General features: G+C 39.4%; 20 protein-coding genes. 7 read left to right on the forward strand and 13 right to left on the reverse strand.

All coding sequences use genetic code 11. The features are described from left to right. Positions 1-70: 70 nt before the first annotated feature. Positions 71-1,066 (reverse strand): YeiH family protein, encoded by a 996-nt coding sequence (locus I588_RS01540; protein WP_010757170.1) that lies wholly within the window; start codon positions 1,064-1,066, stop codon positions 71-73. A 101-nt stretch (positions 1,067-1,167) separates the two neighbouring features. On the opposite strand from I588_RS01540, the gene I588_RS01545 reads away from it, so the two are divergent. The 3 genes from I588_RS01545 to I588_RS01555 all read left to right on the forward strand — a co-directional run bounded on the left by I588_RS01545 (position 1,168) and on the right by I588_RS01555 (position 3,179). Further along, positions 1,168-1,986, forward strand: a complete 819-nt coding sequence (locus I588_RS01545) for a LysR family transcriptional regulator (protein ID WP_016250027.1) — start codon at positions 1,168-1,170, stop codon at positions 1,984-1,986. 18 nt (positions 1,987-2,004) lie between these two features. Further along, positions 2,005-2,637: a pentapeptide repeat-containing protein gene (locus I588_RS01550; RefSeq protein ID WP_010757172.1), complete on the forward strand. Its 633-nt coding sequence runs from the start codon at positions 2,005-2,007 to the stop codon at positions 2,635-2,637. Between the two features lie 134 nt (positions 2,638-2,771). Then, entirely contained in the window at positions 2,772-3,179 is a 408-nt protein-coding gene (locus tag I588_RS01555) for a YjdF family protein (protein ID WP_010757173.1), read from the forward strand. Between the two features lie 35 nt (positions 3,180-3,214). On the opposite strand, the gene I588_RS01560 is transcribed toward I588_RS01555, so the two are convergent. Continuing rightward, positions 3,215-3,865 (reverse strand): carbonic anhydrase family protein, encoded by a 651-nt coding sequence (locus I588_RS01560; protein ID WP_010757174.1) that lies wholly within the window; start codon positions 3,863-3,865, stop codon positions 3,215-3,217. A 58-nt stretch (positions 3,866-3,923) separates the two neighbouring features. Further along, on the reverse strand, positions 3,924-4,847 hold the full coding sequence (locus I588_RS01565; protein WP_010757175.1) for an alpha/beta fold hydrolase: 924 nt from the start codon (positions 4,845-4,847) through the stop codon (positions 3,924-3,926). Positions 4,848-4,978: 131 nt separating this feature from the next. Here I588_RS01565 and I588_RS01570 point away from each other — a divergent pair, with 131 nt between their 5' ends. Next, positions 4,979-5,347, forward strand: coding sequence for a YccF domain-containing protein (locus tag I588_RS01570; RefSeq protein WP_010757176.1), 369 nt, complete (start codon positions 4,979-4,981; stop codon positions 5,345-5,347). A 28-nt stretch (positions 5,348-5,375) separates the two neighbouring features. Here I588_RS01570 and I588_RS27540 read toward each other — a convergent pair whose 3' ends face one another. Further along, positions 5,376-5,546, reverse strand: a complete 171-nt coding sequence (locus tag I588_RS27540; protein WP_010757177.1) for a hypothetical protein — start codon at positions 5,544-5,546, stop codon at positions 5,376-5,378. Between the two features lie 154 nt (positions 5,547-5,700). Here I588_RS27540 and I588_RS01575 point away from each other — a divergent pair, with 154 nt between their 5' ends. Then, positions 5,701-6,201 carry a hypothetical protein gene (locus I588_RS01575; protein ID WP_010757178.1) on the forward strand — a complete coding sequence of 167 codons (501 nt, stop codon included), beginning with the start codon at positions 5,701-5,703 and terminating at the stop codon, positions 6,199-6,201. Positions 6,202-6,602: 401 nt separating this feature from the next. Here the strand turns inward: I588_RS01575 and I588_RS01585 are convergent, their stop codons facing one another. The 8 genes from I588_RS01585 to I588_RS01620 all read right to left on the reverse strand — a co-directional run bounded on the left by I588_RS01585 (position 6,603) and on the right by I588_RS01620 (position 14,238). Further along, entirely contained in the window at positions 6,603-7,373 is a 771-nt protein-coding gene (locus I588_RS01585) for an SDR family NAD(P)-dependent oxidoreductase (protein WP_010757180.1), read from the reverse strand. A gap of 57 nt (positions 7,374-7,430) precedes the next feature. Next, positions 7,431-8,006 (reverse strand): Crp/Fnr family transcriptional regulator, encoded by a 576-nt coding sequence (locus I588_RS01590; RefSeq protein WP_010757181.1) that lies wholly within the window; start codon positions 8,004-8,006, stop codon positions 7,431-7,433. 271 nt (positions 8,007-8,277) lie between these two features. Further along, positions 8,278-8,937: a DUF2461 domain-containing protein gene (locus I588_RS01595; protein WP_010757182.1), complete on the reverse strand. Its 660-nt coding sequence runs from the start codon at positions 8,935-8,937 to the stop codon at positions 8,278-8,280. A gap of 123 nt (positions 8,938-9,060) precedes the next feature. Continuing rightward, positions 9,061-9,519 (reverse strand): MarR family winged helix-turn-helix transcriptional regulator, encoded by a 459-nt coding sequence (locus I588_RS01600; protein WP_010757183.1) that lies wholly within the window; start codon positions 9,517-9,519, stop codon positions 9,061-9,063. Next, a complete protein-coding gene (locus tag I588_RS01605) occupies positions 9,516-9,932 on the reverse strand; it encodes an SRPBCC family protein (RefSeq protein ID WP_010757184.1) in 417 nt (138 codons plus the stop codon). The genes I588_RS01600 and I588_RS01605 overlap by 4 nt, the downstream gene beginning before the upstream one ends. A gap of 205 nt (positions 9,933-10,137) precedes the next feature. After that, positions 10,138-10,974 carry a PRD domain-containing protein gene (locus I588_RS01610; protein WP_010757185.1) on the reverse strand — a complete coding sequence of 279 codons (837 nt, stop codon included), beginning with the start codon at positions 10,972-10,974 and terminating at the stop codon, positions 10,138-10,140. Positions 10,975-10,991: 17 nt separating this feature from the next. Next, positions 10,992-12,401, reverse strand: a complete 1,410-nt coding sequence (locus I588_RS01615; RefSeq protein ID WP_010757186.1) for a glycoside hydrolase family 1 protein — start codon at positions 12,399-12,401, stop codon at positions 10,992-10,994. A gap of 13 nt (positions 12,402-12,414) precedes the next feature. After that, on the reverse strand, positions 12,415-14,238 hold the full coding sequence (locus I588_RS01620) for a beta-glucoside-specific PTS transporter subunit IIABC (RefSeq protein ID WP_010757187.1): 1,824 nt from the start codon (positions 14,236-14,238) through the stop codon (positions 12,415-12,417). A gap of 760 nt (positions 14,239-14,998) precedes the next feature. Here I588_RS01620 and I588_RS01625 point away from each other — a divergent pair. Further along, the gene (locus I588_RS01625) at positions 14,999-15,751 is read left to right on the forward strand and encodes a CPBP family intramembrane glutamic endopeptidase (RefSeq protein ID WP_010757188.1); all 753 of its coding nucleotides are present in this window, start codon (positions 14,999-15,001) and stop codon (positions 15,749-15,751) included. A gap of 178 nt (positions 15,752-15,929) precedes the next feature. Further along, positions 15,930-16,586, forward strand: a complete 657-nt coding sequence (locus I588_RS01630) for a TetR/AcrR family transcriptional regulator (RefSeq protein WP_010757189.1) — start codon at positions 15,930-15,932, stop codon at positions 16,584-16,586. A 103-nt stretch (positions 16,587-16,689) separates the two neighbouring features. Here the strand turns inward: I588_RS01630 and I588_RS01635 are convergent, their stop codons facing one another. Continuing rightward, positions 16,690-19,281: an ABC transporter permease gene (locus I588_RS01635; RefSeq protein ID WP_139243965.1), complete on the reverse strand. Its 2,592-nt coding sequence runs from the start codon at positions 19,279-19,281 to the stop codon at positions 16,690-16,692. Positions 19,282-19,297: the final 16 nt, after the last annotated feature.

Here is a 19,297-nt window from a genome sequence, read left to right on the forward strand (position 1 = left end):
ACACGTCTGCCTTTACTAGTGCTAATAAATTTTTCTAATTAGTGACAAGCTTTATAAAAACACCCTAGCTTTAAATCCTCAACAGAAAAATCAAAATTACAGCACTCACTGTCTGTACTGCCCCCACCGAAACACCGTAAATTAGGAAACGTGGGCCTTCCTTTAAAAATTTCTTGAAGTCCAGGCGCAGGCCGATAGCAGCCAAGGCTGTCGTTTCGAACCAGGTACTAATAAAATGGGCAGCTGTGTCTAAAATGTGTGGCAATGGAACAAAGCTGTTCAGGATACAAGCAATTAGAAAACCAATTACATACCAAGGAACAGGCAATTTTCTACTTTTTGCAGCTGGCAAATCACTCGTGGCAGCTGTTTGTTTTACCTTTTGTTCAAAGACAAAGACCACTACTACCAGCAGCATAATCCGCATAATTTTGAACAGCATCGCATATTGTACGGTTGCTGCATCAATTAGACTGGCACCGGCAACGACCTGCCCTACTGATTGAAGGGTTCCCCCCAGTAAAGCACTTTTACTTAATAAATCATCTCCAAAAAGTGCGATTCCCAAAAATGGCAGCGTCAGCATCATTACAGTGCCCAAAAGATTGACTAAGGTGATAATCTGCCCCTTTTCTTCATCCTTTGCTCCAATGGCTGGGGCAATTGCGCCAATAGCTGAGGAACCGCAGACTGCATTGCCGCCGGCCATCAATAATCGCATTTTTTCACCAAAGCCCAGTTTACGGCCAATCAAATAAGCGCCGGTAATTGTAATACTCATCATCAGTACGACATAAATTATTCCTTTTAAGCCAATTTCGCTAATGGTTTGGAAGGTAACGGTAAAGCCTAATAGTACCACCGAGTATTCCAGCAAGCGGCTTTCGGAGAATTTAGTTCCCACTGCCAGCTCAGACTGACGGAAAAACGTATTGCCTAATAAAATACCTAACAGAATCGCAATCGTTGCACCGCCGATTTCTGGAAAAAATATGGCTAAGCCTTTACTAACTGCCGCAACTGCAAAGGACAGCAGCAATCCTGGCAAAATTGGATAGTTTTTCATTGAATCATTCCTTTCCCAAATAGATTATACCTGTTTCTAACTATTTTTATGAATGATTGTTATAATAGTTACTATAAGATATGTAAATGGAAGTGGTTTCTTTGTTCAAATTGTTGGAGACGTTTCGGGTTGTCTATGAAACGAGGAATTTTTCAAAAGCGGGAGAGGTTTTATTTATCTCCCAACCTTCTGTTTCTAGTCAAATCAAGCAGCTGGAAGCAGAATTAAAGACGACCTTGTTTTTGCGTAATGGTCGGAAAGAAATTGTCGCAACACCTCAGGCAGATATGCTTTATCAAGGAACGTTGAATTTATTGGAAGACTGGAATGGGCTGTTAAGCGAATTGTCCAGTGAACGAGATCAGCTGGTAGTTTGTCGAATTGCGGCTTCTCACACATTTGCGGTGTATCTGCTGCCTCAATTAATGAAGGAATTGGTTCCATTCTTTCCCGAGATCAGCTTCTCGATTCGTTTATTGAATTCGGTGGAGGTGTTAGAAGCCCTCAGCAAACACGAGGTGGATGTAGGTTTTATTGAAAAACCTCTTTCTACCGGAAAGGTTCAACGCTATACTTTAATGGAGGATCAGCTGGTTTTAGCCGGCAAGCCGGATGCTGCTCCTTGGCTGGTACGGGAAGCTTCTTCTGGAGTGTACTACTACACAAAACGTTATTTAGAAGAAAACAACTTGACGCCGCCATTGCTGGAGGTGCACAATAATGAGGTCATCCGCGAAATGCTCAAGTCTGGCATTGGACGATCTATCATTTCCAAACGAGCCGCTGAAGGTCTCATTTATGAGGAGCTGCCAGAGGGCTATCGCCGGAATTTCTATTTGTTGCAGCGAGAGGGCTTGGATTCTGAGGAACTGTCCCGCTGTATTGCATTTATTTTAAACTGGAGCAATCGCAGGAATTAATCAAAAGAGGTGAAAAAAATGGCCGCAATTTTAAAAGATCACGATTATAGTTTTCGTCAATTGGCTGGTGCTCCCTTTCATGATATTCAATTTGAACGTGTCAATTTTTCCAATGCAAATTTAACCGGGGCTGATTTTACAAATTGCTTATGTATTGATTGCGATTTTTCTGATGCGCTGCTGAAAAATGCCTCCTTTGAAAGTGCGGACTTACGGGGCTGCAATCTGCAAGGAGCGGATATCTCAGGAGCAAATATGTATTTTTCGATGCTGGAGGGCGCTAATTTGCAGGATGTGATCTATGACGATCAGACCAACTATTTTAAAATGTACTGTCCTGAAGAAGGCCCTATTATCGGCTACAAAAAATGTTTTGACTATCGGATTGTTCAATTGTTGATTCCGGCTGATGCCAGAAGAACTTCCGCTACGAATAATACCTGTCGTTGTGACAAGGCTAAGGTTTTGAGTATTAAGGATATGTATACCAATAAGGATTATGATGAAGCCGTAGCTTACGCGGACGGGAATTTCGTTTATCGAACCGGTGAATGGGTAGAGGCCAAAAACTTTAACCCGGATCGCTGGGTGGATTCCACTGGCGGAATTAACTTCTTTATGACTCGTGAAGAAGCAGAAGCCTATTTGTAAAACACTTGAAAAACAAGTAAACTAAAAGCGAGCATAAAAACACGAGGCGGTTGGTAGTCCGCCGCATGAAAATGTCAGTAGCCTTCCCTCCCGGGTCGTCCATTGCTCGATCATCCAAAAAGGGAGGTGTCATCTTGAAGTTAACCATTTACTTTGATGGCAGTTTTTGGTGCGGATTGATCGAGACGGACGAGACCTGTTATCAGGCAATTCGTTATGTGTTCGGTCCTGAACCAAAAGACAGCGAGGTTTTTGATTTCGTTTGTCACCAATTGCCAAAGCTATTGGATCAGCCAGCTGCTTCTACTACTAAGCCTTTGAAGCAAACGAAAAGGCTTAGTCCGAAACGTATGCAGCGAATGATTAACCGTGAAAAACGGCAACCGGTTGTTTCTACCAAGGCGCAGCTTGCTATGCAGGAGGCGCGGGAAGAAATGAAAACAGCCCGTCGTTCAAAATCCAAAGCGCAAAAGGAACAACTAGCGCAGGAACGGTTTCAACAGCGGCAAGAAAAGAAACGTCAAAAAAAACGAGGTCATTGACCAAAAAAACGCGCAGGCTCTTAGGGCTTGCGCGTTTATCGTTCCTCGAAATGCAAAACAGTCCGGTCGTTTAATGGCTGCAAATCACGGCAGTTTTTCCCGTGAATTTTTTCAAAGGCAGCTACCTGTTCTGGGGACACCGTCATCGTTTGCTGGAGCACGTACCATTCCACGTTTTCCGTCAAAGGCGGTGTAGTTAGTGAACCTAAATAATGATAGTAGCTTTTGTCAGTAGGCAACAAGGCATCTACGGCACAATCACCGTCTGCTTTCTCTTGAGCAAACTGATGCAGGACTTGTTCAAAAGCTGGGTTGTGACGACCTAAAGTATACAGCACTGCGACGACCGCCATCTGTCCATTGGAAGCCTTATAAAGAAAATGTCCCTCCAATGTGAAATGCTGCTGATTGATGGTATGCTCACTTTCCGCATGAAAATGCATTTGAACGAATGAAAAGCGGCGCCCATTCAAACGAGCCTTGCCTTGACATAACAGCTGCAGGTTCTGACCGTTGTTTAAAAAGGAGCGCTGCTGCGAATTGAAAAACAGCTTTAAACTAGAAGCTTCCTTAGCAGTAACCGTCTTTGTTTGCGTGGTATCAATATTAATTGGCGATTGCAGCGTCCCAGCCATGGGGAGCCAATCGTTTTGTTCATGATAATCTATTAAAAAGCGTGCAGGCAAATCGATCACCTCAAAAAAATATTTTTCCTATCATATCATTTTTTTGAGGAAAAGAACATCAAATTGTTTGAAATTTTTTTAACCATTTGATTAAATCTTGATATACTTGTTCCTTTTGCCGCTCATTTAGTACCTCATGTCGGGCATTTTCATATAAATGGACTTCGATTCGTTCCAAGCCAGCCTCTTGATAGGCCTTGGCAGCATTCAGTACACCCTTTCCATAATCACCGATCGGATCTTCCTTGCCTGACAAGAAAAGCAAAGGCAAATCAGCAGGCAGCTGGGCTATTTTTTCTTGATCCTGTGAGCCGATAATTAATGAAAACAACTCTTGATACCCACCCAAAGTAAAAAGAAATCCGCACAGTTGATCGGATAAATAGTTATCCACTTCCTCTGGCAAGCTAACCAGCCAATCCTTTTCTGTCCTCTGCTGTGGAATTCGTCGATTATTGCCACCAAAAGCAATTCGGTCAATAAGACGGCTGTAGTGCGTTTTCCCTTGGATTTTAGCTAAAGATTTTGCCAGACCTCGTCCTGTTTTAGTTAGCCACTTAGGCTGCTGTCCTGTGCCAACAATAATTGCTCCATCTAATTCATAAGCATAGTCGTATAAATAATTACGCAGCACAAAAGATCCCATACTATGTCCCAAACAAAAATAAGGCAGCTTACCGAATTCTTGCTTGGCGTATTGAGTCACCTGATGAAGATCGGCAACCAGGCCGTTTTCCACCTTATTGTCATGGAAATGTCCATAGCGTTCATTTTCTACCGAACCTCCATGCCCTAAATGATCATGCCCCACTACCGCAATCTGATACTGATTCAAATATTCGGCAAAAGACTCATAACGTAAAATGTGCTCAGCCATCCCATGGCTCAGCTGCAGGACAGCTTTTGGATTTTCACAGCTCCAAAAATACCCCTGCAGTGGTGTTTGCTGGTCAACTGATAGTAGTTGAAATGATTCACGCATCTTTTTTCCGCCTTTCTAAACTGTAAAAGTTATTTGTAAGGTTTGCGTTTGCTAGTTTTCCCAATATCCATCCTTGGTAGGAGGAAATTTTTGCTAAAAATGGTACACTATTAGCAAAGGAGAGATGAAATATGTCGTGCTTAGGCAATATTATATGGTTCATTTTTGGCGGTTTGGTGGGCGGCATCACTTGGTGTTTGGCCGGTATTCTGTGGTGTATTACCATTATTGGAATTCCCATCGGACTGCAATGTTTCAAATTCGCTAGTTTAAGTTTAGCCCCATTTGGTAAGGATGTTGTTTACCATACAACGGGAATAAATTTGATTGTTAATATTATTTGGTTGATTATCTCAGGTATTCCTTTAGCAATCGGTCACTTAATCAGTGCCTTTTTCTTGTGCATCACCATCATTGGGATTCCCTTTGCGGCTCAATCACTGAAGTTGGCTCGTCTAGCATTAATGCCCTTTGGTGCTGAAATTGTGTATAGCAGATAACCAGATACTTCGTCGTATCTGGTTTTTTTTAGCCGAAAAAGAGGTAAAGCAAGCCCCACCCTGCCAAAATCAGATTCAGAACGACTTGGGCGATCACTAATTTTTTATTTACTTGTTTCCCCTTGCGCCGGCTGATGTTCAGCCAAATGTTATAGACGCCGATGACGATTATATAAAGCAGCAACAAGCTGGTATTCATTTTCCAACCTCCTTACTTCTTTAGTTTAGCGTGACTAAGGGCTTTCCACAAGCTTTCCTGTCTAGATTCTCTTGAGAAAAAAAGCAATAGTAATTCGTTCATATCCTTGCTATGATTATTTTGTAAGGGATATCATTGGAATGGAGGGGTTAAAATGCAACTAGAAAGACTGTCAAAGAGTGATTTGCTGATTTTAGTTGAATATACCATGCATAAGGATGCTGATTTTGCTTTTAGGATAAAAGAGATGCTGACTAATGATAGTAGTACGGAAGGAATAGACCGAACCTTTGACCGAGTAATTTCACGGTACTCTTCGGATCAAAACCAATTGAGTAAGCTGGAGGAAGATCTTTCCTTTATTTTTGGGTATATTTTAGAAAACCTGCTAGTAGAAGGTCATACAATGAAAGCGATCCTTACCAGTATCCAACTGTATCGTCGTATTTCAGAAAGCTTTTCTGCAGAGGCCTTTCCTTCATTTAGCCAAGAACTGTTGCTGGTAATCCGCGAAGGAAAATCTGAATTGCTTGGAGCAAACCCGCTCATGCTAGAGCATCCGATGATTGTAGAGGAATTTAAAGAGGAACTGCGTTTATTCAAAGATGACGCACCCCGTGAGGTGATTGAGAAAATTTGGTTGAAAAATCCTTAGTATAAAAAGACCTGCTTTTTTGAAAGCAAATCACCTTCGATTTTGAGGCAAATGCCTACTAATCGAAGGTGTTTTTTTACAATTCTCTTCCGTCCTCTTCAAATCCGCCCTACCTTTTCCCATCAAAAGCATACAGCTTCTTGAGCAGTGCCCACAATATTTCCAGTTCCTTATCAGAAAAGTCCTGAAAAAGCATCTGTAAAAAGCCCCAGACCTGCTCGCTGCTTTGCTGAAAAACGGTTCTTCCTGTATCAGTGATGACTAAATTAACTGATCGGCTATCTTCTGCATTTTTTCCGCTTGCAAATAATCCTTGCTCTTCAAATTAATAATAATCTGAGCAGTACTTTGCTTGGTTGCTCCTAATTTTGATGCAATTGCAAAGATCGCTACGCTTATCATTATTCCGTTGACCGCTTAATTACTTCGTTTCGCTTCATGTTAGCGACAAATTTAGTTTTTATTGCCTCTGTAGCCAGCTGCATGATTCGATTGAGCTTGCCAGGTACGATGACATTTTTGTTTTTCATTAATCCCTGAACAGCAATTTGCGCTACAGCCTCTGCACTCATTGAGTTGCTAGGTGTCTCAGTTCTTTCGCGGAAAAAGAAATTGGTTCGAGTGGGTCCGGGACATAAGGTACAAACCTGAACGCCTCTTTTTCTTGCTTCAATTCGAATGGCTTTACTATAACTTAAAACAAAAGCTTTACTGGCAAAATAAGTAGAGGTGTAAGGGCCAGGCTGAAAAGCTCCAGTTGAAGCTACGTTTAAAATCTTTCCCGACTTATTTTGATACATTTCCGGCAACAGCAGTTTACACAACTGGACTAAGCTAATTGTATTTAAGATCATTAGCTTCTCATCTTCAAGATAATCAATCTGTTCCGTCCGGTCTACCAATCCAAATCCGGCATTGTTGATCAAAATATTCACTTTTAGCTTGTTTTCTTTCAAAACTTTTACTAACCTTTTTGCGGATCCAATCTGCGAGAGATCTTGTTGAATGGTTATCACTTTACAATTAAATGAAGTGGCCAGTTGTTGTTGCGCTGTGCTAAGATTCTCTTGATTGGAAGAAACTAAAATTAAATCGAATCCTCTTCTGGCAAATTCTTTAGCTAAATTATAGCCAATGCCACTGGTTCCTCCTGTAATTAAAACATTTTGCAAAATAAAGCACTCCCTTCTGTCAGCATTATGCTGCAAAAAGGAATGCTTGTCCTTCACCTAAGTTAAGTTCAGATTATTGCGTATGCGACTGAGGGAACCGAAGTGAATCCCAATGTATGAAGCGATACACCTCAAGGGGATACGCTCAACTAACTCTGGAAAGGTCTCGCAAAAATCGATATAACGTTCCTCAGCAGTTAGCAGCAGCAAATTGCGACTCCTTTGCTCCTGGACGGCAACCTCTTCCTGGAACATTTCGCGAAGTTTATGGTTGATCATCGGCTGTTCTGCCAGCAGCTGCCGCAGCCAGACATAAGGAATTTGAATACTCCGACCTGCCTCTAGACACTCGATGGTAAAGGTTGCTGGCTCATCAGACCGCAGACCTTCCGTTGCAAAGAAGCCGCCCTCACTCGCCAAACATTTAGTAATATCGTTGCCGTCACGATCAATATAGTAGCCTCGAACGATCCCCTGCAAAATAATATGTACATGTTTGCTTTGCTCCCCCTCTCTTAAGAGGATTTTCCCTTTTGAAAAATTGGTTATCAAAAGCTCTCTGTCGATTCTCGCCTTTATCTCAGAAGAAAAAGTGAGGGACAAAATTCTTTCTAACTGGCTGCTAATTTCCATCCTAAGACGCTACCTCTCTACAAAAAACTTTTTCACTAATAAAAATATACCACAAGAGCAGTTGAAACACTCTCTAATCTGTCGAATCAATTTTTCAAGACAATCTTTAGATGTTAAAGTATGTGCACTGTCCTCTTTTGATTCTAAAACTTCTAGAGCCTAATGCTTTAAATCCTTCAGTTCCTGTCTCTATGATTTGTTAGTCGATAAAGCTTTAGTCTCAAAAAAATCGCCGAAAACTCTCAAAATCAAAAGTTTTCAGCGATTCCTCTTAAAGTGCGCCATTGATAAAATGGTTAAAGGGCTTCATTAATTGGAAAATTTCCACAGCTTCCCCAACAAAATTTTGTGAAGATAGCAAGGCGTCATCTGACAAGTTGTAAGCCAAGTGCCAGCTTTTATGCTTTAACCATTCCGATAACTCACTATCCTTGTATTCCTCAAAGCCACGGGGAATTCTTTTCAACTTTGTCCCTTGTACTTCAAAGATCCTTGCAAATTCTGGCTGTTCAATGATATTCAAAAATTCTTCAGGCTTACGAGTAATTCGAGTTCGAATGGCATTCGTTACCTCTGACATACCATCTGCATACAAGCCACCACCAAGAAAAGAACGATCGCCAGGCATTAGAAAGAGATAATAACCGACTGGGATAAAATCTTTGCCATTCGGAGCAATATTGGCTCGAAAAGCCGGCATATACGGTGTTTTATCTTTAGCAAACCGAATGTCTCGATTTAATCGGTAGGTCAACTGCTTAGGCTCATGCAAAGAAATCGTCTCGTCCATTTTCATCAGCTCAGCATTCAATTCGTGAACAAGCTGCTCAAACGCTTGAACAGCAGCTAAACGCTCCGATTTATGAGCATGGAACCACTCTCGATCATTGTTTTGCTGCAGCTCTTTTAAGTAGTGTAGCAATTTTTCCATAATTTCCTCCAGTTTTATCCCCAAAATTTCTATTCTTAAATCAAGTGTATCGGAAAATTAAAGAATTTTCAGCAAAAGTAACTGTCTAAAACGGAAATGCCTGCCTGTATTCGCTCAAAACTCTTAATCAGCTTTTATGTGTGATAAGCGGTGTAGTAATTGATTAAAAGCTGCTTGCTCATTTCCCAGCTGGCCGAAGAATTGCTGATCGATTTCCTCTACAATTTCCATGGCTTTTATCATTATTTCAGTTCCTTCAGTAGTTAATTGAACAGATTTTGCTCGTGTATCTTTAATAGAAGCTGTTCGCTTTACTAGCTGTTTCTTCTCGAGATTCTTGATAATTGTAGAAACAGTCATTACATCAATATCTGATGTACCGGCAATATTTACTTGAGTAATTTCTTGATCAAACTGAGCTAAGTAACCTAGTGAAGCAATTACCACAAACTGCGGATGAGTCAAGCCAATCTTAGCTAACGCTGTTTTGATTTGTCTATGCCAAATATTATAGACTCGGATAAAAGAGAAACCAATCGAATGATCTGAGCTATCTTGATATTTCGAAGGAAACTGATTCATCTTACTGCCTCAATTAACGCAAAAACTGCTGCTGGCACGTCAGAAAAAATACCTGCTAAAAATCGGCTATCCTCGACATTTTCCTTGCGATCGGTCGGAGTAAATTCTATAGAATGACGGATGCGTGTTTTTGTTCCTAGATCCTTCAATTCATGATGGAAAGAAATTGTTCCCACACCAGGAATTGTTGTTTCATCAGTGAAATGTTCATTATCCTTAACTGAGGTTAATGTAAAATTCATTGGTGGTTGGCCTGCTAAAGTCATTTTACCAACTGTGCCCGTTTTAAATTGTCCATCTAATGAAATTTGCTGCAAGTCATCTTCCCATTTATACCAGTTGTTTACTTCCGCGTAATAAGGCCATATTTGTTGCGGGGTTAATTCTGCTTCAACTTCAAAACTAAATTTCATATTGATTCCTCTTTTTATAAGTATACTTATAATATATATACTTATTATACTTAAGTCAAGAAAGTTTTGAGAAACTGGTAAAGATGCACCCAAGCAGATGATTCACAGAAGCTACGCTTTGCACTCTGCTAAACAAAAAACTGCTCCCCTAAAAAGGAACAGTTAATCTAAGTCTTTCTATATTGTGCAGCCGATATTTCTTCATTCAATACACCCTTGAAATATGCAGTGTTAGATAAAGCAGTTCATCCTGATTCACTGAGGCACCCATCTCTTCTTGAATGTACTCCTTGATTTTCAGGGCCGCCCGATACTCTTTCGGAAAACGCTGCTTCACTGAAGCCAGCAAAAAATCATCCTTCTCCGGCAGCTCTTCCTTTTTAATCATTCGGGCAATAAAAAACTGTAAATGCGTCACAAATCTTAAGTAAAGCATCGAATCTTTATCAACCTTTTTCTCGGGAAACAGATACCCTAGCATAGCCAGGATATCCTTTAGTGCTCTTACCGAAAGCATGGTTTCTTCCATATTTGCTTGTTCACTTTGGGCATTTACAATGTGAAACGCAATGTTTCCAGCCTCCTCTTCTGGCAACTGAACATTCATTTTTTTGTTGATCAACTGGATAGCATAGCAGCCGATCTCGAATTCCTTCGGGTAATACTTTTGAATTTCAATCAGCAGGCGATTTTGAAAAACAATGCCTTTTTGACTGCGTTCAATGGCATATTTCAAGTGATCAACCAGGGTAAAAAATAGACTTTTATTCAGCTTAAAGTCAAACTTGGTGTTGGCATAATCGATAATTCGCTTGACGCAAATAATTAGATCATCCGGAGCAGCCTCAAACAGTTTGATGTAATCCTTTTTTAGGGCATCAGAAAGTGAATCTAATTTAAATACTCTTTGGATTTTGTCAGCTGGAACCAAATCGCCTTTCTTTAGTTGAAATCCGATCCCTTTCCCCATCAAAATCACTTCTTTGCCCTGCTTATCTAAGCAAAGAATTAGACTGTTGTTTAACGTTTTAGTTACTCTCATTAGATCCACCGTTCTCTCTAAGCTAAGCCATTTCTTGCGATTACTTTTTGATACCAAAAGAAGCTTTCTTTTTTCATTCGTTTTAATTCTTTAAGACCCTCATCGGTTCGGTCAACATATATAAAACCATAACGCTTATTGAAGCCTTGATGGGTACTAACAACATCAATCGCTGACCAAGGTAAATAACCAAAAACATCTACACCATCTGTTAAAGCTTCTTGAATAGCCAAAATATGTTTGGCTAGATAATCAATTCGATCCTGGTCATTGATTCGTCCATCTTCCTCAACTATGTCGGGTGCCCCATAGCCATTTTCAGTAATTAAAATAGGTAAATCATAGCGATCGTACAATTTCCTCAAGGTTAATCGTAGTCCAGTAGGGTCAACTACCCAGCCATATGGCGTTTTATCTACATAAGGATTTTCAGCTGCTCGGTAGACACCTTCTTCCCCCAGCATGATCTGTTGATCCCCCGCTCTAGCGGAGACGTCTGATCCGTCATTTTTGCTGGCAGCGATGGTGGCAGTTGAATAATAATTAATCGCAATAAAATCGGGTTTGCCGGAGGATAAAATTGCCTGATCCTCTGCCTCAATTTTAGGATATAATCCCCGATCATTCAAATAGTTTTCAAACAAATAATTGTATTTCCCACGAACTGCAGCATCTAAGAAAGACCAGCCTCTCAATGTTTCCCAATTATGGGCTGCAATTGCATCTTCTGGACTGGAGGTAGCTTGATACATAGCCGTTAAATTGATTGCTGGACCAATTTTTCCTTTAAGCTTCAACTGATGATACAAGTGAATTACTTTAGCTTGAGCCAATAAAACATGGTGATTGATTTGAAAGAGTTCTTTTTTTGAAGGCAGCTCTCCACTTGGTGGCAAACCAATCGCTCCAGGGTGAAGGATCATCGTGTTTTGCTCATTAATTGTCAGCCAATAGTTCACCTTGTCACCATACTCAGCAAACAATACCTGTACGTAGTCCACAAAATAATCGATGGTTTCCCGATTTAACCAACCACCCTGCTCCTCAAGAAAATAGGGTAAATCGAAATGGTACATAGTGACAATCGGTTCGATTCCCTGATTCAGGCATTCATCAATCACTTGATGATAAAAAGCAATTCCCTTTTGATTGGTTTTATTATTTTCAATATCCATAATTCGCGTCCAAGCGATGGAAAAGCGAAAAGCCTTTAAGCCCAATTCTTTAAACAGCTGGATATCTTCTTTATAGTGATGGTAAAAATCCGAGGCAAATTCAAAATTAGCTACCCCTTCTGTATGCTGATACTTGTCAATAATAGACGGTTGTTTCCCGTCCTCCTGATAGGCACCCTCTGCCTGGTAGGCACTAATGGAGGCACCCCATAAAAACTTCTCTGGAAATGCTGAAAGCTGTTTGTATTGCACAAAAATCCTCTCCTTAACTAATTTGTATCAATGGTTCGTGTTCCTTCAAGTTTCCGCTTGCCTCACTAATTCCTGCGTAATTTTCACTGTTGGTCACTACCACAATCACTGTATCATCGTAGCCAGCGTTTCTAATAGCAGCGAAATCGGCGTTAATTAACAATTGTCCTGCTGACACCTGATCTCCTGCTTTTACAAATACTTCAAAGGGTTCCCCTTTTAGATTCACGGTGTCGATCCCCACATGGATCAATAATTCAATACCTTCTTTAGAACGTAGACCAATCGCATGTTTAGATTCTAAAATAGTAATGACTTCTCCCTCAACAGGTGAATAAATGCTGTTTTCTTCTGGATGAATGGCTGTGCCCTTTCCCAATAACCCCTTAGAAAAAACAGCATCGTTCACTTCAGAAATAGGATACACGGTTCCTTTTACCGGATTTTCAACAATGATTGCTGCGGTTGTTGCCGTTTGCTCTGATTCATCAGAAGTGTCGTCAAATCCGATTAAATAAGCAATGATAAAGGTTGCAACAAAAGCGATCACACACGTAATAATTGCGTGAACAATATTCATTGGATTTTCTCCAATAAAGGCTGGCAAAGCTGCTAAGCCAGGAGAAACGAAGGCATATCTCACCAAACCGCTTAAGCCAGCATACAAACCTGCAATCGCACCACCAATCATGGAAGCAACTAGCGGTTTTTTCAGCTTCAAGGTTACTCCATAGAGTGAGGGCTCAGTAATTCCCATTAAAGCAGTAATTCCAGTGGAAACAGCCAGCTGCTTCAATTCTTTGTTTTTAGTTTTCGCAGCTACAGCAAAGGTAGCGCCTGATTGAGCAATATTAGAAGCCAGCATTCCTGGTCCATTGATCATTTCAGAACCCGTACTGCTCAATTGCATAGTAGCGATTGGCGTCATTGCCCAAGCTGTACCCGTAACCACCAAGAATGGTTGCAAACCACCCATCAAAAATGGAATTAACCAAGCTGCTTTGCCGTTAATCCATTCAGCACCCATTGCTACAAGATCGTTCAGTAACGTTCCAAATGGCCCAATGACAACCAACGCTAAAGGCCCCATAATTAAAAATACCAGCATCGGCTTAGTAAAGAACTTAATAAACGAAGGCGAAATTCGATCCGCAAAGGGCTCTACATAGGACATGATCCAAACAGTAAAGATAATCGGTAAAACCGATCCCGCATAATCTGCTGCTAATACCGGAATCCCTAGAAAAGAAACGGCATCACCAGTAGAAAAAAGCTGTGAAATATTAGGATGAAGCAAAATGCCGGCAACAGTAATCGCCAAAATTGGGCTGACATCAAACTTTATCGCTGCCCCATAAGCTAAGAGTACGGGCATAAAGTAAAAAGCTGCATCAGCGATCGTATTCAAAATGATGTAAGTTTGACTGCTGTCTGATAATACACCAGTCAAGGTCAAGACTGCTAAAATGGCTTTTACCATCCCGGCACCCGTTATAGCTGGAATCATCGGTGTAAAGGTGGTAGAAATGACACTAATCAGTCTTGAAATAATACTTTCCTGGTTGTCTGAAGAGGGGCCCTTTTTAACTGAAGTCCCCACTTCCTTTTGAATTTCCTTGAAGGCTGTTTGGACTTCGTTGCCAATCACCACTTGGTATTGTCCGCCGCTATCCACCACACTAATTACGCCAGGTGTTTTTTCTAAGGCTTTCGTGTTGGCTTTCTTTTTATCTTTGAGTTCAAAACGCAGTCTGGTGGCACAATGGGTTAAGCTGACCACATTTTCTTTTCCCCCAACCTGTTGCAATACATTTCTTCCTACTTCTCTGTAATCCATTATTCTCTCTCCTTAAAGCAGTAAAAAAGACCAAGCCAAACCACGCCTCAATCAACATTGAAGTGTTAGTTTGTCTTGGTCTTGCCTGCATAATCAGTAACATGCCAATAACGTTATTTTGCTGTAATCGAATAATAGCACATTATGATAGCGCAATCAACAGGGAATTTAAATTTTTTAGTTTTTCGTTTAACCGTTTAGGTTTAATATAGTCGTTCTTAAAATCGCCTTCTCTATAATCTCTCCTTATAATTAGTATTTGTGAGTCTTCCCGTGACCAGAAATAATCTTCAGAGATCGGTTCTGATAACCATCCTTCCTTATTTTTACTATAATGTAATGTATCTTTAAGGAGCCTAAAATTACTATCCTTTATTACGCTAAAAGGCAAGTAGTAAAGGATACACCTTCATTTACCTTAAGATCGAAGGTTTTTTGGTGAAATGAAAATTACTACTGAGTCATCCTCATAAATGTCGAACAAGTACTGTTACTCGGATAAACTAATAAGCGGTTTAAACTTTGAATGAGGAAGAACTGTTGATACTCCCAGGGAAATAGACACCAAAAACTTTAGAGATCTAACCTACACATTAGAGTCAAATCTTGATTTTGGATTAAAACATAACAAACACTTCTAAAAAATGAATTATCTCATTTTTAATACTATATTCACAAAAATTGTTTTTATATCTGTTTAAAAATACAATAAAGTGGTACTATTATAGGAGAATAGATTTAACAACGGAAGAGGCTTTAGATGACCACTAAACAAATTATTAAACAGTTTCTACTAATTAGTTTTGGATTAATGATTCCAACATCCCTACTATATTTCATTTTTAATCAATTAGGTATATCTACTATCGGGAATACTTTGGGCTTCATCGGCTTAATAATTGGTGGCGGATCAACAGCCCTTGCCGGTTTGATTACAGCTAAAACTTCTGGTAAAGTAAAAAGTTATTTGACCGTCTTAAAAGAATTTTTTTCTCTTCGCCAGTCTCCTTTTGCATATTTAATGGTAATTTTCTTTTTACTACTTAATTTTGGAATGAAATTTGATCCCTTTCCAATCAATAAATTTATTCAATTGTTGGTGGCATCGCTCATCTTTGGTGGCATCGAAGAAATTGGTTGGCGATACATGTTTCAACCAACACTAGAAAGGAAATTCTCGTTTGTTGCAGCTACCTGTTTGACAAGTATTGCCTGGGGGACATGGCATCTTTTCTATTTCATTCTGGATGGATCACTGTTTTCTATGACTTTGCTTAATTTACTTATTTTTCTAATTGGCTTAGTGGGCAATTCTTTTATCTTGGCGAGTATTTTCTTTACGACAAATAGTTTATGGCTATGCGTACTTTATCATGCAAGTCTAAATGCTTTTACACAATTGCTTAGTAGCAGTAGTCTAAGTTATTCAATTATTTCAGCAAGTACTAGTATCCTATTTGCCTGTCTATTTGTTTATTTGAAAAAAAGAGCAAGAGATCAAAATCTTGGATAGATGTTTCTTGGTTTTCTATCCTAAACTTAATTTGGTCCCTCCGCTTATCTTTTAAGCGATACCGTGTGAAAGGTACAATTTTTAATGACACTATGTCAGTTTTAGCTTTACTATCCCCTATTTTTGTACTACAATGATAAAACGATCAACGTTATGTTAAGAAATGGGAGAATGGATTATGCCGAAAGTATCAGAGGCCTATCTGGAGGAAAAAAAGACCTTTATTTTGAAATGTACCAATGAACTATTAGAGGAAATGCCGTTATTTCATTTATCTATGAGAGACATCATTAAAAAAACTGGATTTAGCCAAGGGGCAATTTACCGCTATTACGCTAATATTGATGAAATTTTTATCGACTTGATTAATCGTATTCCCATCAATTATCCCTTGGAAAAAGAGGTAGATATTCTATTAGATTCAAAACAGCCAGCGACAACTATTCTTACAGAAGTTATCCTGACGATAGGAAGATTTGTTGAGGAGGTATTACAGACTGTTGGTGGAAGGATGTTTTTTGAACTTCTAGTTTATTATGCTTATGATGTTGAAAAAGAACAGACTATTTTGTCTCGGTTAATATTTAAACAATCCATCGATTATGCTCAATCAAAGACGATTGACTATTTTATAGCAAGCATTGAAAAAGAAGAAATACAACTAACTATTCCAATAACGTCTATTACTCGATTTATCGGCGTTTCGGTGGACGGCATTATTCAGTATGCAGCACTTAGTTCCATTAAAAATAGTCAAGAAATAGAAGAGCTTGTATCGGAAACAGCTGATTTATTCCAAACTTTGACGCAATCGATTGTTCATTTCCTTAAATAAGAGCACTTGAGGTTTTACTTATTATAACAGAGAAGCCGCATCTAACTTAAAAGGCAAATAAGCCTATCCAAAAATACTGAATAGGCTTATTTGCCTTTTAGTTTTACTCTACTGATTTTAATGCCTCTAGCATATCCACATGTTTTATTCGCCAATGAACAATCAAACTGATCAAAATGGTGATCAGCATAGTAATGCTTCCAGAAAGTAGGAAATTACTTCCCCACAAATTAGGATTAAACATCGAATCATCTGGCGGCAAGGCTTCGATGATTAAGTAATGCAACCCACACCCCATCGCAAATCCAACAAAAATTCCAATAAATGAAAGAACCAGCGTTTCACGATAAATATACAGCGTAGTTTCAAGGTCATAAAAACCTAGTACTTTTATGGTAGACAACTCTCTCAAACGTTCAGAAATATTGATGTTCGTCAAATTGTATATGACAACAGCTGCCAATAAGATCGCACAAATAATCAGTACCCAAATGACTTTTCCCAAACTTGCTAATACAGATGATATCAGCCGCTGATATTTTTCATTTTGCTGTACACCTCTTATTCCATCTAAATGGATTAACTCTTTAGATAGCTGGTCTATCTTTCTTTTACTTTTATTTTTTGATTTTACTAAATGGGCATTGCGAGTAAAATCTTTTTGAAAAATTTTTTCGTATTGTTCGGCTTCCATAAAAATATAATGGCCCATATACATTTCTGTAAGCGAATCGATGGTCATTGAATGTTTTTTGTTATCAGAATCAGCCAATCGAATTCGTTCTCCCACAGAAGCTACAAACAGCACAGCTAATTTTTCAGATAAAATTACTTGATTTGTCAATGGTAAATTCTTTTGACTCTCTCGATCCTTCAACTGTACAAATTCTTTCATTTTTTGGGTAGACTGATACACGATTAAATTGACTGTTTGCTTTTCTTGATTAATTCCACCAGTCATTGATAATTCTTCAAAGTGTATGGGCAAATACTCTATTCCTTCTGAATTGTTCAAATGGTGTCCCAGTTGTTCCTTTTCTTCAAGCGTGGGTCTTTCCTTTTCTACGGCGATCAGATCATACCGAAGAATTTGGCCAAATTGCTTTTCAGATCTTCCTTCCAGTGAATCGCGCATACCAAAAGCCGCAATCAATAGTGCCGTGCAGCCCGCTACACCAAAAATTGTCATAATCATTCGTTTCTTGTAACGTAGAATATTTCGCGCTGTCACTTTCTGTGTGAAGCTCATCTTCTTCCACAGTATAGAAATTCTTTCTAAGAAAATTTTTGAACCGCTTAGTGGCGGCTTAGGCAGGAGCAATTTTGCTGGCTCGTTTTTCAATTCAACAGCCAATGCAAAATAGGTCGAAAGAACAGTACAAGCAAGTGCAATTAAGAGAGCCCACAACACATACTCCAGATAAAATCGAAGTTGAACCGCTGAGAATGTAGATGTTGAAGCATACGCCTCAAAAATGACTTTGGGTAAAAGCCAATGACCTAAAACAGCTCCCGCAACAGTGCCTGCACCGCCAGTTACAAATCCATAAATAATGAACTTTGCCTTAACATCGCGATCACTATAGCCTAAAGCTTTCAGCGTCCCTGTGTTAATCCGTTCCTCATCAACAAAACGTGTCATCGTTGTGAGACTAACAAGTGCCGCAATTCCGAAAAGAAAGATTGGAAAAAGGTTCGATAAGCGATCAATTCGTTGTGTATTGTCTTTGTACAAGTTAAATCCCGGGGTATCTCTTCTGGCATTAATGGTATATATTGGCAGCTCTAAATCATTCAATTCTCTTTGCTTTTCTTGAATCAATTTTTCTTGATGTTCAATTTTATGCTTTTCGGCAGCTAACCGTTGCTTTACTGCCGACATTTCATGAATAGCAGTTTCTGGTAAAGCGAGCCCTTGCTCGCTTAACCTTTTCTGTTCTTTGTTAAACAACTCATCTTGCTCTGTAAGTATTTGTTTAGCTTTAGTGAGTTCAGCCTTCGATTTATCGATTTTTTCCTGTGGTTCCTTTTTTACCATTTGTAGCCGCTGTCTTGGACGGTCTTCAAGGGTCTTTTCTAATTGTCTTCTATGCTTGTTCTCTAAAGCTCGATACACTTCGCTAAACGTGGATACTTCTTTCATATCACTATAGGTTATTCGGGCAATATGATACGACTTTGAATCAAATACATCTGTATTTACTATTGCGTATCCCTGTAATTGTCCTGTCCCCACATCAGAAAAACCACGGTCATTCTTATCCGTATATTCAGATGATTTTACGTGACCAACAACTTTGAAGGATTTTCTTTTTACTGAATCCGCAGCGTCAATTTCTACTGCACTTCCAAGAGGATAGCGTTCTTTCATTAAATAATCCATAGCAATTTCCTCTGCTTCTTCAGGGAGTCTTCCTGACATTACCTGATAGCGGGAAATAGTAGAGGGGACTGAAAAAAGACGAATACTTTTCGTAGAATCCCTCAAAACCACATCTTTGAAATAGCCAAATTCAACATGTTCGATGTCCGATAATTGGTTTAATGTTTTTTGATCTTCTTTGTCTAGCCCGTAAGAAGAAAGAACAGTAAAATGCATTAAGTTTTTCCGATTATAGAATTGTTCAGCAGTTTCTCGCATATCAGGTCCTGTTACCTTCAGTCCAACAAAAACAAATACTCCTAAAGCAATCATGCAAAAAATCGAGAAA

The sequence above is a fragment of the Enterococcus pallens ATCC BAA-351 genome (genome assembly GCF_000407485.1).
Taxonomy (GTDB): domain Bacteria; phylum Bacillota; class Bacilli; order Lactobacillales; family Enterococcaceae; genus Enterococcus_A; species Enterococcus_A pallens.

What these genes read in the sequence shown, in the direction of transcription:
- I588_RS01600 (WP_010757183.1), bottom strand. Translation starts at nt 9,519, where the DNA reads ATGAATCAGTTTCCTTCGAAATATCAAGATAGCTCAGATCATTCGATT.
- I588_RS01605 (WP_010757184.1), bottom strand. Translation starts at nt 9,932, where the DNA reads ATGAAATTTAGTTTTGAAGTTGAAGCAGAATTAACCCCGCAACAAATA.
- I588_RS01570 (WP_010757176.1), top strand. Translation starts at nt 4,979, where the DNA reads ATGTCGTGCTTAGGCAATATTATATGGTTCATTTTTGGCGGTTTGGTG.
- I588_RS01610 (WP_010757185.1), bottom strand. Translation starts at nt 10,974, where the DNA reads ATGAGAGTAACTAAAACGTTAAACAACAGTCTAATTCTTTGCTTAGAT.
- I588_RS01550 (WP_010757172.1), top strand. Translation starts at nt 2,005, where the DNA reads ATGGCCGCAATTTTAAAAGATCACGATTATAGTTTTCGTCAATTGGCT.
- I588_RS01620 (WP_010757187.1), bottom strand. Translation starts at nt 14,238, where the DNA reads ATGGATTACAGAGAAGTAGGAAGAAATGTATTGCAACAGGTTGGGGGA.
- I588_RS01565 (WP_010757175.1), bottom strand. Translation starts at nt 4,847, where the DNA reads ATGCGTGAATCATTTCAACTACTATCAGTTGACCAGCAAACACCACTG.
- I588_RS01540 (WP_010757170.1), bottom strand. Translation starts at nt 1,066, where the DNA reads ATGAAAAACTATCCAATTTTGCCAGGATTGCTGCTGTCCTTTGCAGTT.
- I588_RS01575 (WP_010757178.1), top strand. Translation starts at nt 5,701, where the DNA reads ATGCAACTAGAAAGACTGTCAAAGAGTGATTTGCTGATTTTAGTTGAA.
- I588_RS01625 (WP_010757188.1), top strand. Translation starts at nt 14,999, where the DNA reads ATGACCACTAAACAAATTATTAAACAGTTTCTACTAATTAGTTTTGGA.
- I588_RS01635 (WP_139243965.1), bottom strand. Translation starts at nt 19,281, where the DNA reads ATGATTGCTTTAGGAGTATTTGTTTTTGTTGGACTGAAGGTAACAGGA.
- I588_RS01595 (WP_010757182.1), bottom strand. Translation starts at nt 8,937, where the DNA reads ATGGAAAAATTGCTACACTACTTAAAAGAGCTGCAGCAAAACAATGAT.
- I588_RS27540 (WP_010757177.1), bottom strand. Translation starts at nt 5,546, where the DNA reads ATGAATACCAGCTTGTTGCTGCTTTATATAATCGTCATCGGCGTCTAT.
- I588_RS01590 (WP_010757181.1), bottom strand. Translation starts at nt 8,006, where the DNA reads ATGGAAATTAGCAGCCAGTTAGAAAGAATTTTGTCCCTCACTTTTTCT.
- I588_RS01630 (WP_010757189.1), top strand. Translation starts at nt 15,930, where the DNA reads ATGCCGAAAGTATCAGAGGCCTATCTGGAGGAAAAAAAGACCTTTATT.